The organism is Escherichia sp. 93.0816 (genome assembly GCF_013368855.2).
GTDB lineage: Bacteria > Pseudomonadota > Gammaproteobacteria > Enterobacterales > Enterobacteriaceae > Escherichia > Escherichia ruysiae.
In genome coordinates, this window is the sequence record NZ_JABWNC020000003.1 from 112,630 (window position 1) to 127,365 (window position 14,736).

Sequence of the window (14,736 nt, forward strand, 5' to 3'; positions counted from 1 at the left end):
CCTCTCCGCCTGGAGAGGGTTAATAGTCCCAGCGATAACGCTGTAAGTCGATTTGCCCGCTTCCCGATACCATCACTCCTTCTGCCAGTAATGCCTGCCGTTGACGCTGCAAATCCGGACCGGTTAACGAGATTGTGCCGTGACGATTAACCACCCGATGCCAGGGGAGAGTGCTGCCTTCGGGTAGACGCTTTAATACTCCACCGACCTGGCGTGCGGCGCGGGGTGATCCCGCCAGTTTCGCGACATCGCCGTAAGTGGTGACGTAGCCTTCGGGAATAGCGGCGACGATTTGCCAGACGCGTTGGGGAAATGAATCTTCTTTTTCCATCTTTTCTTCCTGAGGTGATTTTTCAGCATAATCTGGAAAAACGCCAGAGTGAAGCCGCATTGCGCAAGAAACCAGCATCCGGCACGCAATGGGTTGCAATTAGCAGGGGCAGCAGTGATAATGCGCCTGCGCGTTGGTTCTCAACGCTCTCAATGGGGGCTCTGTTGGTTCTCCCGCAACGCTACTCTGTTTACCAGGTCAGGTCCGGAAGGAAGCAGCCAAGGCAGATGACGCGTGTGCCGGGATGTAGCTGGCAGGGCCCCCACCCATTTCTGCTCCCGCCGTTTCGTCAAAAAATCCTAATATGGCTAAACTTTAACCACGACTGACGCCGCAAGAATTGTCTGGCTGCGCAGTACGCTTCGGAGGTATTTCTGATGAAGTATGTTGATGGTTTTGTGGTTGCTGTTCCTGCCGAAAATAAAGATGCCTATCGAGAAATGGCCGCAAAGGCCGCGCCACTGTTTAAAGAGTTTGGCGCGCTTCGCATTGTTGAATGTTGGGCCAGCGATGTGCCTGACGGCAAAGTGACCGATTTTCGCATGGCAGTGAAAGCGGAAGAGAATGAGGAAGTGGTGTTTAGCTGGATTGAATATCCTTCAAAAGAGGTCCGCGACGCTGCCAATCAAAAAATGATGTCTGACCCACGAATGAAAGAGTTCGGCGAATCAATGCCGTTTGATGGCAAACGGATGATTTACGGCGGGTTTGAGTCAATCATCGACGAGTAGCGTGACGGGCTGTGCGGCGTGCCGCCAGCCCCCAAAATTTACAGATGGTATTCTGCCCAGCGTATGAAATCTTCTTTTGGCAACGCTTTGCTGTACAGCCAACCCTGACCGTAATGCACGCCATGCTGACGTAGCCACTCTTCCTGTTTACCCGTTTCGATCCCTTCCGCCACCATTTTCAGTTTCAACGTTTTTGCCATTTCGATGATATGCGGTGTGACGTTTTTATATTCCAGCGCATCAACGAAGGATTTATCGATCTTCAGAATATCGACATCCAGATCCTGTAAATAACTTAAACTTGAATATCCCGTACCAAAATCATCGAGATAAATTTCATGGCCCACCTCCCGGTAGCGAGAAATAATCGGGGCGCTGGTTTTCGGATCGGCAAACTCACGTTCAGTGAGTTCAAGAGCGATCTGTTTGGGGTTAACCTGGTAGTGATTGATCATATCTCGCAGCAGTTGCGGAATTTTTTCCGAGGCGAGCACGGTGGATTCAAGATTGATGGAAATATGTTGTTCCGGGTGCTGTCGCAGCCAGTCGCCCATATCTTCAAACACGTTTCTTATAATCAGCAGCGTCAGTGGCTCAGAAAGACCCGTTTGCTGTGCCAGCGGAATAAAACTATCTGGCGACAACCAACTACCGTCTGTCTGCGGCCAGCGCGCCAGTGCTTCAGCTCCGACAATTTTGCCATTGGCTAAGGAGACAATCGGCTGATAGTGCACGCAAATATCACGATTTTCGATGGCATCCTGCAGGCGATGATGCGGAGACTGGATACGGCGCAAAATGCGCAACACAAACATTGCTGCCAGCAGGCCAATTAACAACCCTACAGGCAACCAGATAAAGACCTGCCGATGCCAGCCTTTTTGCAACATTTTCGTTGAAGCCCAGGTGATGATGGAAATATTCATCTCCGGGAAGGGCAGAATATCGTAAATGATCCCATTATTTTCGATATGCTCACCGGGGGTTTTTTGCAGTTGGGTAATAATACCCCGGGCAATTTCGTCGCTGCTGGTTATGACTATATTATGGGCATTGCCAATAATAGCGGCATCAATTTGCCATGAGCTATAAGGAATCACGTCGATAAAAGAAGCGGGGTCGATCATCACTACATAATGTGCGGTTCCCATAGCAACCATGTAACGGGTAATACCTAAGTCATTGTGTGAGGTTAACCAGACCCGATAACCATCTTTTGAAATCTTCCCCGGCTCCGGGAAGGTATCCGGTGGGCTTTCATGTTCCAGAGAAGAGCATTGGGGAACGTTGTTATCGATATAAACCACTTCCTGAATATAGCGATAGCTGTATGAAACCCGGCGCATTTCCATGAGATGCTCTTCACTACAGGCTCCGCCTTGCCATCTTTCCAGCTCTTGTAGTGCATCTTTCCCTTGCGTCGCCACTTTATTGGCCCGAATAGCGACGCGGGAGGAATAGGTATTCAGCTCTTCAACAAACGACGTTTCTACCTGCTGATGGGCCAGCCAGATGCTTAAGCCGACAGGCAGCAGTACTGAAAGAATCAGTACTCCCGAAATCAGGCCTACCAGATGTCGTGTTCTCACCAGCATGTCCTTATTAACACAGTGTAGGGAAAGTATATCTGATTGTGAAAAAAGGCTGGCAGGAGATAAGTGGGTAAGGTCAGTATTTCATGAAATGATGGGTGGCAACGATCGTTGTCAATTGACCAGGCGCAGAGCTTACGCCTGGTGTGAAATCCTGACTTAAGATGTTGATTCGGCGCGAGCCAGGGTGAAAATATCGTAAAAAGACAGCTCACCTTTACGGGCGATCATTTTTTGCAACTGTTCTTTGTGGATATTCGCGACACGCGGCGAGTTCAGTATGGTTTCAACCAGCGCAGCAGGGACAAAGCGCGTGTTATACCATTCGCCGTTATAGCAAACGCGGAAATCCAGTACGTCGATATCTTCGTAGCGGTAGCGTGGGTAGACATCAAAAAAGAAGAAACCGTTGAGCAGGATGAATAACACTACCAGGAGCCAGACTGAACCTGACAGCGTTTCGGACTGCAACATCACTGCCAGCGTGGCAAAAAAGGCAACATACATGCCAATAAACAGCCCCGGATGTTTGCGGATAAAACTGATACTAAAGCGGGGCTTGTTGTCGCGTTTTTCGCGCGTATTCAGAGATTCAATTGTTTCGGTCAGCAGGCGTTGTATTTCGGTCATCTTTTGCCTTCGTGGTATCTGCAACTCTCCAGGGAACACCCTATTTTAACGTGGGAATGATATGAGAAAAGTAACAGATTAACTACAATTTTGCATAACAGTTGCAAATTGTAGTTACAGTTTTTTAATGACTCTGGCCGGGTTACCGCCTACGACAACATTATCAGGAACATCTTTGGTGACGACGGCTCCTGATGCCACTACGACGTTATCGCCAATAGTAACGCCCGGGTTAATGATGGCACGACCACCAATCCAGACGTTGTTACCGATAGTCACCGGTTTCCCTAGTTCAGCACCGCTATTACGTGCTACGGGATCGACAGGATGGGTTGCGGTATAAATATGGACGCCAGGCGCCAGCATACAATTATCGCCGATACGAATAGGGCAGACATCAAGCATCACGCAATCGAAGTTCGCGTAAAACCCTTTACCGAGAAAAATGTTATAGCCATAGTCGCAGCGAAAGGAGGGCTCAATATACGCATCCGCAACCTGACCGAGTAAATCGGTGAGGATTTGTTGGCGTAATGATTGATCTTCCGGCAAGGAATGATTGTATTGGTGAATAAGCTGACGAGCGCGCAGGCGATCGCGAGATAAAGTCTCATCTGCCGAGCGATACAACTCACCAGCAATCATCTTTTCTTTTTCTGTGCTCATTACTGACGACCCGGTTGCTGGAATTGGGGCAACACAGTAATACGAAATGTCAGTGATGAGAACGTTCCCGTTACCTCTGTGTGACGGAGGTCACACGCGGCATGTCGTCATAGTAAAAATAAAATATGTCTAATAAACAGATGGTTATAGTGCAGGATTTATACTGTTTAATTATCGAATAAATTTCCACACCGAGGAAGGGATCTTGTCGTAAAGCTTATTCATGGTCAATTCTGCAAGACGGTGATCTGCGGCTGAGTAAAATACCGCCAGTTCATTATCTGATAATTCGTATTTATTTTTCTCGATAACACGTTCCAGCGTGTCAATTGTCTGACAACGACGCAAACGCATCAAATAATCGGTTTTCGTTAAAGGCTTATCGGACATACTTCTACCCATGGTTGTAATAATTAGAACAAGATAAACTCGCAGGATTCTCTTTAGTGGCGTTCACAAAACAACGGAACAGTCGGTTACCTGACTTCCGCCATTTCTGGAGATCCTGCATATTAATACCATAACTACTGAACAACATAAAGGTGTCGTCCAGATATTCATCTATCTGCTCAATGAGCTTATTGTCTTCATTATACTTAATTTTGTAATTAAGTGCGAAGGTCGCAATATGCTCAATGAGTTCATTAAGCTGCAGATTGATAGCCGAGGTAGGGTCGTTAACCCAACCATGATTGCTTTCTTCAAGGTTTGCAAGACAGTCATGATACAGGGTTTCGCAGAGAAATTTAAGCTGTGCAATATCATGTCTTTTTGGTGAGTATTCATCCATAACGCGTCCCCTTCTTAGTGGTTGAACTAACGGACACCTTTCGGGGTGGGAAAACCTACTGACCTGGACTTGCCCTCACAGTTGTTAGATTAACTATAATCCACTCTACGAAGGTTTTCATCGCATTATTACGAAAAATTACAATTAGTGGGAGGAGAGGGAAAAGGCTTCTTTTTCACCCTGCATCAACCACGTAAAGGCTAAAGCAGTTTGTTTGATGCTATTCATAACGTAATCAGGATCCTTGCGTCGGGGGTGATAAAATGCGACGGGAATTTGTCACACTAATACCCAGGATTACTCTGATTATGATGTAATTGATATGAATAAATAAAGGATTGCCGCAAATAATTAAGAATAGCCTCTAGATGTCTATGGGTTATTATACCTATTGCTACCACTTAATATAAATTAACTAACAATAAGCATTTTTTATGAATTTTATGTAGCGTTAAAACTAACTTCCGTTTGCGAGCTTAGCTGTAAACATTGTTATTTTAAGATTATACGTATTAAAAAGGCCGCTTGCGCGGCCTTAGTGATTACGAGATCTATCAATGATGATCGACAGTATGGTTATGTTCGATATCTTCATTCTTGCGACTAAAGCGGCGGCGAACCACCACAAAGAACACCGGAACGAAGAAGATTGCCAGTACTGTTGCCGTTACCATCCCGCCCATTACGCCGGTCCCTACTGCGTTTTGTGCGCCGGAACCAGCACCAGTGCTGATAACCAACGGCATAACACCGAGGATAAACGCCAGTGAGGTCATCAGGATTGGGCGTAAACGCATACGCACTGCGTCCAGAGTTGCTTCAATCAGACCTTTACCTTCTTTATCCATCAAGTCTTTGGCGAATTCGACGATAAGTATCGCGTTCTTCGCCGACAACCCAATGGTTGTAAGCAGGCCCACCTGGAAGTATACGTCATTGGTTAAGCCACGGAAGGTGGCTGCCAGCAACGCACCGATAACCCCCAGCGGAACAACCAGCATAACGGAGAACGGAATCGACCAGCTCTCATACAGCGCCGCCAGACACAGGAACACCACAATCAACGAAATTGCGTACAGCGAAGGCGCCTGGTTGCCGGAGAGGCGTTCCTGATAGGACATCCCCGTCCAGTCGTAGCCAACCCCCGTAGGCAGTTTGCTCGCCAGTTGTTCCATCAACGCCATCGCTTCACCGGTACTCTTACCCGGTGCCGCCTGACCTAAGATCTCCATGGATGGCAGACCGTTGTAACGTTCCAGACGTGGCGAACCGTATTCCCAACGGGAAGAGGAGAACGCCGAGAATGGCACCATCTGACCATTAGCAGCACGGACATACCAGTTACCGATATCTTCCGGCAACATGCGGTATTTCGCTTCTGACATCACATAAACTTTCTTCACGCGACCACGGTCGATAAAGTCGTTCACGTAGCTGCCGCCCCATGCAGCACCCAGAGTGGTGTTAATGTCGTTGATAGAAACACCCAGCGCCTGAGCTTTTTCCTGGTCGATGTCAATCTTAAACTGCGGCGTGTCTTCCAGACCGTTTGGACGCACGCTGGTCAGCAGATCAGGATGTTTCGCTGCTTCGCCCAGCAACTGGTTACGTGCCTGGGTCAGTTTTTCGTGACCGAGGCCGGCCTGGTCAATCAACTCAAAGTCAAAACCGGTTGCCGTACCCAGTTCCACAATCGCAGGCAGGTTAAAGGCGAACACCATCGCATCTTTAATCTGCGAGAAGGCGCGCGTTGCACGCGTGGTAATTGCTTCAACTTTGTTCTCATCACCCGGACGGTCAGCCCAGTCCTTCAACGAAACGAACGCAATACCTGTGTTCTGACCACGTCCCGCAAAGCCGAAGCCGTTAACGGCGAACACCGATTCAACGTTGTTCTTTTCTTTGGTCAGATAGTAATCCGTCACCTCATTGAGCACTTTCTGCGTGCGTTCCTGCGTAGCACCTGCTGGCAGTTGAACCATGGTCATAAATACACCCTGGTCTTCATCCGGCAAGAAGGAGCTTGGCAGACGCACGAACAGATAGGCCATGCCGACCACGATGATCAGATACAGCACCAGATAACGCCCCGTACTGCGCAGAATACCGCCAACGCTGTCGGTGTAGTGGTGCGTGCTCTTCTCGAACATGCGGTTAAACCAGCCAAAGAAGCCTTTTTTGCCTTCACCGTGATCGCCTTTAGCGATAGGTTTCAGCATGGTCGCACAAAGCGCCGGAGTCAGGATCAACGCCACCAGTACTGACAGTGCCATTGCCGAAACAATGGTAATGGAGAACTGACGATAGATTGCACCAGTCGAACCGCCGAAGAAGGCCATCGGTACGAATACCGCAGAGAGCACCATCGCGATACCAACCAGCGCGCCCTGAATCTGCCCCATCGATTTACGAGTGGCTTCTTTCGGCGGCAAACCTTCTTCCGCCATCACACGTTCCACGTTTTCTACGACAACGATGGCGTCATCCACCAACAGGCCGATAGCGAGCACCATCCCGAACATCGTTAGCGTGTTTATCGAGAAGCCAAAGGCAGCAAGGACCGCAAAGGTTCCCAGCAATACCACCGGTACGGCAATGGTTGGAATCAACGTCGCGCGGAAGTTCTGCAAGAACAGATACATTACCAGGAACACGAGGATGATCGCTTCAACCAGCGTTTTAACCACTTCGTGAATGGAGATTTTCACGAATGGCGTGGTGTCGTACGGGTAAACGATTTTCAGACCTGACGGGAAGAACGGTTCCATCTTCGCCAGTTCAGCACGGATAGCCGCAGCCGTATCCAGCGCGTTCGCACCGGTCGCCAGTTTGATACCCAGACCAGAAGCGGGTTGTCCGTTAAACTCTGCGATGATGTCGTAGTTCTCACCACCCAGCTCAATTTTCGCCACATCACGCAGCAGTACGCGGGAACCGTCCTGATTCACTTTCAGCAGAATTTTGCCGAACTCTTCAGTGGAGGTCAGACGCGTCTGAGCAATAATAGAGGCGTTAAGCTGCTGGCCTTTCACCGGCGGCGTACCACCGAGCTGACCGGCTGCGACCTGGGCGTTCTGTGCTTTGATAGCGGTAATGACATCAACCGGCGTTAACTGGTATTTGTTCAGCTCATTCGGGTTCATCCAGATACGCATTGCATACTGTGAACCGAACAGCTGAACGTCACCGACGCCTGATGTACGGCTGATGGCATCTTTCATATTCGCCGCTACATAGTCGGAGATATCCTCCTGCGTCATGGAGCCATCGGTGTTGATAACGCCGACAACCATCAGGAAGCTACTGGAAGATTTCTCAACGCTCACCCCTTGCTGCTGTACTTCCTGCGGCAGTAATGGCATCGCCAGTTGCAGTTTGTTCTGCACCTGAACCTGAGCAATATCCGCATCAGTACCAGACTCGAAGGTCAGGGTGATCTGCACAGTACCCGTGGAGTCACTGTTGGAGGACATGTACATCAGGTTATCGATACCGTTCATATTCTGTTCGATAACCTGTGTAACAGTATCCTGCACTGTTTTTGCATCAGCGCCAGGATAGGAAGCGGAGATCGTTACTGCCGGCGGTGCAATCGTAGGATATTGCGCCACCGGCAGTTTGAGGATCGCCAGCCCCCCTGCCAACATGATGATGATGGCGATCACCCACGCAAAAATCGGGCGATCAATAAAGAAATTAGGCATGTCTTAACGGCTCCTGTTTAAGTTAAGACTTGGACTGTTCAGGCTGAGCACCGCTTGCGTCTTGCTGGTTGTTATCAGCGGTTATCTCTTGTGCTTTCACCTGGACACCAGGACGCACTTTCTGCAGCCCACTTACTACTACTCGTTCGCCTGCTTTCAGACCTTCAGTCACCAGCCACTTATCGCCAATGGCCTGGCTTGCGACGATCGGACGAGTTTCCACTTTGTCATCCGCGCCAACGACCAGTACGGTAGCTTCGCCGCGTGGTGTACGAGTTACACCTTGTTGCGGAACTAAAATGGCGGTTGGATTAAGCCCTTCTTCCAGACGTGCGCGCACGAACATACCCGGCAGCAGGGTGTGATCCGGGTTCGGGAAGATAGCGCGTAAAGTGATAGAACCAGTGGTCTGATCAACGGTAACGTCAGAGAACTCCAGCGTACCGTCCTGCGGGAACTTAATGCCGTCACTGGTGATCAGCGACACTTTGGCTTTACCGTTCTCTTGCTTCAGTGTGCCGTTGGCGAGTTCTTGTTTCAGACGCAGGAAATCGTTACTGGACTGAGTAACATCAACGTAGATCGGATCCAGTTGCTGCACGGTCGCCAGCGCAGTTGCCTGACCGTTTTGCACCAATGCGCCTTCCGTCACGTTCGATTTACCAATACGGCCGGTAATCGGAGAGGTGACTTTGGTGTAAGCCAGATTGATGCGAGCGGTTTCAACAGCCGCTTTCGCCGCAGTGACAGCCGCATTTGCCTGTTGCGCATCAGCCAGCGCCTGATCGTACTCTTGCTTACTGATGTACTGAGTACCCAGCAGCTTCTGGTAACGATTAACAGTCAATTGCGCGATATTGGCTGCTGCCTGCGCTTTAGCCAGATCGCCTTTTGCACTGTCGTACGCCGCCTGATAGGTCGCAGGATCAATCTGATAGAGAGAGACACCTGCTTCGATGTCGCTACCTTCTTTGAAATTACGCTTCAGGATAATCCCGCTAACTTGAGGACGAACTTCTGCGATCCGGTAGGCACTGGTGCGACCCGGAAGCTCGGTTGTGATCTGCAGAGGTTCAGTTTTGACTGTTACTACCCCAACAGCGGGCATCTGCTGGCCACCTTGTTGGGCCTGTTTGTCGTCACATCCTGTAAGCGCTAAGCTGCCTGAGAGCATCAGAACGATCGCCAGAGGCGTAAACCCTCTGTTTTTGTTCATATGTAAACCTCGAGTGTCCGATTTCAAATTGGTCAATGGTCAAAAGTCGATAAACCCATTGCTGCGTTTATATTATCGTCGTGCTATGGTACATACATTCATAAATGTATGTAAATCTAACGCCTGTAAATTCACGAACATATGGCACGAAAAACCAAACAAGAAGCGCAAGAAACGCGCCAACACATCCTCGATGTGGCTTTACGTCTTTTCTCACAGCAGGGGGTATCATCCACCTCACTGGGAGAGATTGCAAAAGCAGCTGGCGTTACGCGTGGTGCAATCTACTGGCATTTTAAAGATAAGTCGGATTTGTTCAGTGAGATCTGGGAGCTGTCAGAATCCAATATTGGTGAACTAGAGCTTGAGTATCAGGCAAAATTCCCTGACGATCCACTCTCAGTATTAAGAGAAATACTAATTCATGTTCTTGAATCGACGGTGACAGAAGAGCGGCGTCGATTATTGATGGAGATTATTTTCCACAAATGCGAATTTGTCGGGGAAATGGCTGTTGTTCAACAGGCACAACGTAATCTCTGTCTGGAAAGTTATGACCGTATAGAACAAACGTTAAGACATTGTATTGAAGCGAAAATGTTGCCAGCAGATTTAATGACGCGTCGCGCAGCAATTATTATGCGCGGCTATATTTCCGGCTTAATGGAAAATTGGCTCTTTGCCCCACAATCTTTTGATCTCAAAAAAGAAGCGCGCGATTACGTTGCCATATTGCTGGAAATGTATCTTCTTTGCCCTACGCTTCGTACACCGGCCACCAACGAAAAATCCTGAACCAGACTCCAGGATTTTTCCTGGACATTTTCGCTGTTGCTATTCTGGCTCTCTACGCCGTGCTATTCTAGCCGCTTGACTATTTCAGGTCGTTCTTCAGGTTCAGAAACCTTCATTCATCATGACTATGTTCCAGTATTACAAACGATCACGGCATTTTGTTTTTTCAGCATTTATTGCTTTTGTTTTGGTCTTGTTATGCCAGAACACGGCCTTTGCGCGGGCGTCATCGAATGGTGATCTACCGACGAAAGCGGATCTACAGGCACAACTTGACTCGCTTAATAAACAAAAAGATCTTTCTGCTCAGGACAAACTGATTCAGCAGGATCTGACAGACACATTAGCCACTCTCGATAAAATCGACCGAGTAAAAGAAGAGACGGTTCAGTTACGACAAAAAGTGGCTGAAGCGCCAGAAAAAATGCGCCAGGCGACCGCAGCGTTAACCGCACTTAGCGATGTGGACAACGACGACGAAACGCGCAAAATTCTGAGCACGCTTTCGTTGCGCCAACTGGAAACTCGCGTTGCCCAGGCGCTGGACGATTTGCAAAACGCACAAAACGATCTGGCGTCTTATAACAGCCAGTTAGTTTCTTTACAGACGCAGCCTGAGCGCGTGCAAAATGCGATGTATACCGCCTCACAGCAGCTGCAACAAATTCGCAGCCGCCTGGATGGCACGGAAGTCGGTGAGACAGCCTTACGTCCCAGCCAGAAAGTGCTGATGCAGGCGCAGCAGGCTTTGTTGAATGCCGAGATTGACCAGCAACGTAAAAGCCTTGAAGGGAACACTGTCTTACAGGATACCCTGCAAAAGCAACGCGATTACGTGACGGCGAACAGCACTCGTCTGGAACATGAACTGCAACTATTGCAGGAGGCGGTGAACAGCAAGCGTCTGACATTAACTGAAAAAACGGCGCAGGAAGCGGTAACGCCGGACGAAGCTGCGCGTATTCAGGCTAATCCGCTGGTGAAACAAGAGCTGGAAATTAACCAGCAGTTAAGTCAGCGTCTGATTAGCGCCACTGAAAACGGCAATTTGCTGATGCAGCAAAACATCAAAGTCAAAAACTGGCTGGAGCGGGCGCTGCAATCGGAACGCAATATCAAAGAGCAGATTTCTGTCCTGAAGGGCAGCCTGCTGCTGTCACGCATTCTTTATCAGCAACAACAAACGCTGCCCTCGGCGGATGAACTGGAAAATATGACCAACCGCATTGCGGATTTGCGTCTCGAACAGTTCGAAGTGAACCAGCAGCGTGACGCACTCTTCCAGAGCGATGCTTATGTCGCCAAACTGGAAGAGGGCCATGCGAATGAAGTCAACGACGAAGTTCGTGACGCATTGTTGCAAGTAGTTGATATGCGTCGCGAATTGTTGGATCAGCTTAACAAACAGTTGGGCAACCAACTCATGATGGCCATTAACCTGCAAATCAACCAGCAACAGTTAATGAGCGTATCGAAAAACCTGAAATCCATCCTGACCCAGCAGATTTTCTGGGTGAACAGTAACCGCCCGATGGACTGGGACTGGATTAAAGCGTTCCCACAAACGCTGCAGGATGAATTCAAGTCGATGAAAATTACGGTGAACTGGGAAAAAGCCTGGCCTGCCGTCTTTATCGCTTTCCTCGCAGGTTTACCGCTGCTGTTGATTGCCGGGTTGATTCACTGGCGTCTGGGATGGCTGAAAGCGTATCAACAAAAGCTGGCTTCCGCCGTAGGTTCCCTGCGTAACGACAGCCAGCTCAACACACCAAAAGCGATCCTTATCGATCTGATCCGCGCGCTGCCGGTGTGTCTGATTATTCTCGCCGTCGGTTTGATTTTGCTCACCATGCAGCTCAACATCAGTGAACTACTGTGGTCGTTCAGCAAAAAACTGGCGATTTTTTGGCTGGTATTTGGTCTGTGCTGGAAGGTGCTGGAGAAAAATGGCGTTGCTGTTCGTCACTTTGGTATGCCGGAACAGCAGACCAGCCACTGGCGTCGGCAAATTGTCCGCATCAGCCTCGCGTTGCTGCCGATCCATTTCTGGTCTGTGGTGGCAGAACTCTCCCCACTGCATCTGATGGATGATGTACTGGGGCAGGCGATGATTTTCTTCAACCTGCTGCTGATTGCCTTTCTGGTGTGGCCGATGTGCCGCGAAAGCTGGCGTGATAAAGAGTCGCACACCATGCGTCTGGTCACTATTACCGTGTTGTCGATTATCCCGATTGCGCTGATGGTGCTGACCGCTACGGGTTATTTCTACACCACGCTGCGCCTCTCCGGGCGTTGGATTGAAACCGTTTATCTGGTGATCATCTGGAACCTGCTGTACCAGACCGTACTGCGCGGATTAAGCGTGGCGGCACGGCGTATCGCCTGGCGTCGTGCGCTGGCGCGTCGGCAGAATCTGGTGAAAGAGGGTGCTGAAGGCGCCGAACCGCCGGAAGAACCCACTATTGCACTGGAGCAGGTTAACCAGCAGACGCTGCGTATTACCATGCTGCTGATGTTTGCACTGTTTGGTTTGATGTTCTGGGCGATTTGGTCCGATTTGATCACCGTGTTCAGCTATCTCGACAGCATCACACTGTGGCATTACAACGGCACTGAAGCCGGGGCTGCGGTGGTGAAAAGCGTCACTATGGGCAGTCTGTTGTTTGCGATTATCGCATCGATGGTTGCCTGGGCGCTGATCCGCAACCTGCCTGGTTTGCTGGAAGTGCTGGTGCTCTCGCGGTTGAACATGCGCCAGGGCGCGTCGTACGCCATTACCACCATCCTTAACTACATCATCATTGCCGTTGGTGCGATGACAGTGTTTGGGTCGCTTGGTGTGTCATGGGATAAACTCCAGTGGCTGGCTGCGGCATTATCTGTAGGTCTGGGTTTTGGTTTACAAGAGATCTTCGGTAACTTCGTTTCTGGTTTGATCATCCTGTTCGAACGTCCGGTGCGCATTGGCGATACGGTAACTATCGGTACTTTCTCCGGAACGGTCAGTAAGATCCGTATTCGTGCAACGACTATTACGGACTTCGATCGCAAAGAAGTGATCATCCCGAACAAAGCGTTCGTAACCGAGCGTCTGATCAACTGGTCGTTAACCGACACCACCACTCGTCTGGTGATCCGCCTGGGTGTGGCTTACGGTTCTGATCTGGAAAAAGTACGCAGAGTCCTGCTTCAGGCAGCGACTGAGCATCCAAGGGTGATGCACGAACCGATGCCGGAAGTCTTCTTTACTGCGTTTGGTGCCAGCACCCTGGATCACGAGCTGCGCCTGTACGTTCGTGAACTGCGCGACCGTAGCCGTACTGTCGATGAACTGAACCGTACCATTGATCAGCTGTGCCGTGAAAACGACATCAACATTGCCTTTAACCAACTTGAAGTGCATCTGCATAATGAGAAGGGCGATGAAGTGACGGAAGTGAAACGAGACTACAAAGGCGACGATCCGACGCCTGCGGTAGGGTAATAACGAAAGGGGCGGCATTTAGCCGCCCCATTTATTTTTCGCTTTGAGCCTCATCATCGTTCTGTAATTTCTTTTCATAATCGCGTTTCACAATATCCAGCGCGCGCAGCACGGTACTGGCAGGGATCTGATTTTCCTCCAGCAGCACAATCAAATCGACGGCCAGCTTGACATCGTCAGGGGCATTTTCCAGTGACATACTCTCTCCATTGTTAGCGGGTTAAACGCGCTAACCTGTTTTCGATTTTTTCCAGCGCATGGCGACACCGCACCAGACGCGCTTCATAGGCTTCTACTTCACGATGCAGCGTTTGCTGCTCTACTAAATCGGTTGCCTGCGCCAGACGGGCTTTACGTTCTGCTACCATCTCACGTAATCGCCGTTCAAAATCCTGATGTTGAATCCTTTTTCGTTGCCAGCGGGCAATTTTTGGTGGCGCGCTGTCCCACTCGCGCAGTGACCAGGATACCGCTTCACGGGCAATCGCTTCCAGTTGGGCGACCAGGTGTTCTGCCAGCCAGGCTACTTGCGGCAGCTGCTGCTGTTCGACTGCGTGACGAAGCGCAGCCATGTTATCGCCCGCCTCATCGAGACAAGCCTGTAACGTTGTCGCGCGAGTCTGAAAAAGATGCCTGTCGAAACGGGCGCTTAACGTGCTGAACTGCGCCACCGGGACACAACGCTGGCGCAGCGTGGCGAGCTGGCCTTCCAGTTTTTCCAGCAGCAGGGTCGTTTTCACGATAAGACCTCAATGAAAATGATAATTGTTATGCTAAAGTAGCCACTCTGTAAGCTG

At 49.8% G+C, this 14,736-nt stretch carries 13 protein-coding genes and 1 other RNA gene; 4 read left to right on the forward strand and 10 right to left on the reverse strand.

Features of this window, described 5'->3' with window-relative positions; all coding sequences use genetic code 11:
- Positions 1-19: 19 nt before the first annotated feature.
- Entirely contained in the window at positions 20-331 is a 312-nt protein-coding gene (locus HEM79_RS05280) for an MGMT family protein (protein ID WP_000409909.1), read from the reverse strand.
- Between the two features lie 162 nt (positions 332-493).
- Between HEM79_RS05280 and ffs the strand changes: the two genes are divergently transcribed.
- Together ffs and HEM79_RS05290 are read left to right on the forward strand one after the other, a co-directional pair.
- Positions 494-590: signal recognition particle sRNA small type (ffs, locus tag HEM79_RS05285), an RNA gene on the forward strand.
- 118 nt (positions 591-708) lie between these two features.
- A complete protein-coding gene (locus HEM79_RS05290) occupies positions 709-1,062 on the forward strand; it encodes a DUF1428 domain-containing protein (protein WP_000878148.1) in 354 nt (117 codons plus the stop codon).
- 38 nt (positions 1,063-1,100) lie between these two features.
- On the opposite strand, the gene pdeB is transcribed toward HEM79_RS05290, so the two are convergent.
- From pdeB to acrA, 7 genes are all read right to left on the reverse strand, one after another.
- On the reverse strand, positions 1,101-2,651 hold the full coding sequence (gene pdeB, locus HEM79_RS05295) for a cyclic-guanylate-specific phosphodiesterase PdeB (protein WP_176243035.1): 1,551 nt from the start codon (positions 2,649-2,651) through the stop codon (positions 1,101-1,103).
- A gap of 162 nt (positions 2,652-2,813) precedes the next feature.
- Positions 2,814-3,284, reverse strand: coding sequence for a YlaC family protein (locus HEM79_RS05300; RefSeq protein ID WP_010351650.1), 471 nt, complete (start codon positions 3,282-3,284; stop codon positions 2,814-2,816).
- A gap of 114 nt (positions 3,285-3,398) precedes the next feature.
- Complete coding sequence (maa, locus tag HEM79_RS05305) at positions 3,399-3,950, reverse strand: maltose O-acetyltransferase (protein WP_016159184.1); 552 nt, start codon at positions 3,948-3,950, stop codon at positions 3,399-3,401.
- A 171-nt stretch (positions 3,951-4,121) separates the two neighbouring features.
- The gene (locus tag HEM79_RS05310) at positions 4,122-4,340 is read right to left on the reverse strand and encodes an HHA domain-containing protein (protein WP_001280991.1); all 219 of its coding nucleotides are present in this window, start codon (positions 4,338-4,340) and stop codon (positions 4,122-4,124) included.
- Between the two features lie 4 nt (positions 4,341-4,344).
- Positions 4,345-4,740, reverse strand: a complete 396-nt coding sequence (tomB, locus tag HEM79_RS05315; RefSeq protein WP_000344801.1) for an Hha toxicity modulator TomB — start codon at positions 4,738-4,740, stop codon at positions 4,345-4,347.
- 554 nt (positions 4,741-5,294) lie between these two features.
- Positions 5,295-8,444 (reverse strand): efflux RND transporter permease AcrB, encoded by a 3,150-nt coding sequence (gene acrB, locus HEM79_RS05320; protein WP_016159183.1) that lies wholly within the window; start codon positions 8,442-8,444, stop codon positions 5,295-5,297.
- A gap of 22 nt (positions 8,445-8,466) precedes the next feature.
- The gene (gene acrA, locus HEM79_RS05325) at positions 8,467-9,660 is read right to left on the reverse strand and encodes a multidrug efflux RND transporter periplasmic adaptor subunit AcrA (protein WP_010347661.1); all 1,194 of its coding nucleotides are present in this window, start codon (positions 9,658-9,660) and stop codon (positions 8,467-8,469) included.
- Between the two features lie 141 nt (positions 9,661-9,801).
- Here acrA and acrR point away from each other — a divergent pair, with 141 nt between their 5' ends.
- Positions 9,802-10,455, forward strand: coding sequence for a multidrug efflux transporter transcriptional repressor AcrR (gene acrR / locus HEM79_RS05330; protein WP_000101734.1), 654 nt, complete (start codon positions 9,802-9,804; stop codon positions 10,453-10,455).
- A gap of 121 nt (positions 10,456-10,576) precedes the next feature.
- Positions 10,577-13,939, forward strand: coding sequence for a mechanosensitive channel MscK (mscK, locus tag HEM79_RS05335; RefSeq protein WP_000177767.1), 3,363 nt, complete (start codon positions 10,577-10,579; stop codon positions 13,937-13,939).
- Between the two features lie 31 nt (positions 13,940-13,970).
- Here the strand turns inward: mscK and rsmS are convergent, their stop codons facing one another.
- Together rsmS and priC are read right to left on the reverse strand one after the other, a co-directional pair.
- Positions 13,971-14,138 carry a pleiotropic regulatory protein RsmS gene (gene rsmS / locus HEM79_RS05340; protein ID WP_000051150.1) on the reverse strand — a complete coding sequence of 56 codons (168 nt, stop codon included), beginning with the start codon at positions 14,136-14,138 and terminating at the stop codon, positions 13,971-13,973.
- 13 nt (positions 14,139-14,151) lie between these two features.
- Positions 14,152-14,679 (reverse strand): primosomal replication protein N'', encoded by a 528-nt coding sequence (gene priC, locus HEM79_RS05345; RefSeq protein WP_176243034.1) that lies wholly within the window; start codon positions 14,677-14,679, stop codon positions 14,152-14,154.
- Between the last annotated feature and the right edge of the window lie 57 nt (positions 14,680-14,736).

Bases quoted from the DNA above. Each gene is read 5' to 3' on its own strand.
- HEM79_RS05280 (WP_000409909.1), bottom strand. From the start codon at position 331: ATGGAAAAAGAAGATTCATTTCCCCAACGCGTCTGGCAAATCGTCGCC.
- HEM79_RS05290 (WP_000878148.1), top strand. From the start codon at position 709: ATGAAGTATGTTGATGGTTTTGTGGTTGCTGTTCCTGCCGAAAATAAA.
- HEM79_RS05300 (WP_010351650.1), bottom strand. From the start codon at position 3,284: ATGACCGAAATACAACGCCTGCTGACCGAAACAATTGAATCTCTGAAT.
- maa (WP_016159184.1), bottom strand. From the start codon at position 3,950: ATGAGCACAGAAAAAGAAAAGATGATTGCTGGTGAGTTGTATCGCTCG.
- HEM79_RS05310 (WP_001280991.1), bottom strand. From the start codon at position 4,340: ATGTCCGATAAGCCTTTAACGAAAACCGATTATTTGATGCGTTTGCGT.
- tomB (WP_000344801.1), bottom strand. From the start codon at position 4,740: ATGGATGAATACTCACCAAAAAGACATGATATTGCACAGCTTAAATTT.
- acrB (WP_016159183.1), bottom strand. From the start codon at position 8,444: ATGCCTAATTTCTTTATTGATCGCCCGATTTTTGCGTGGGTGATCGCC.
- acrA (WP_010347661.1), bottom strand. From the start codon at position 9,660: ATGAACAAAAACAGAGGGTTTACGCCTCTGGCGATCGTTCTGATGCTC.
- acrR (WP_000101734.1), top strand. From the start codon at position 9,802: ATGGCACGAAAAACCAAACAAGAAGCGCAAGAAACGCGCCAACACATC.
- mscK (WP_000177767.1), top strand. From the start codon at position 10,577: ATGACTATGTTCCAGTATTACAAACGATCACGGCATTTTGTTTTTTCA.
- rsmS (WP_000051150.1), bottom strand. From the start codon at position 14,138: ATGTCACTGGAAAATGCCCCTGACGATGTCAAGCTGGCCGTCGATTTG.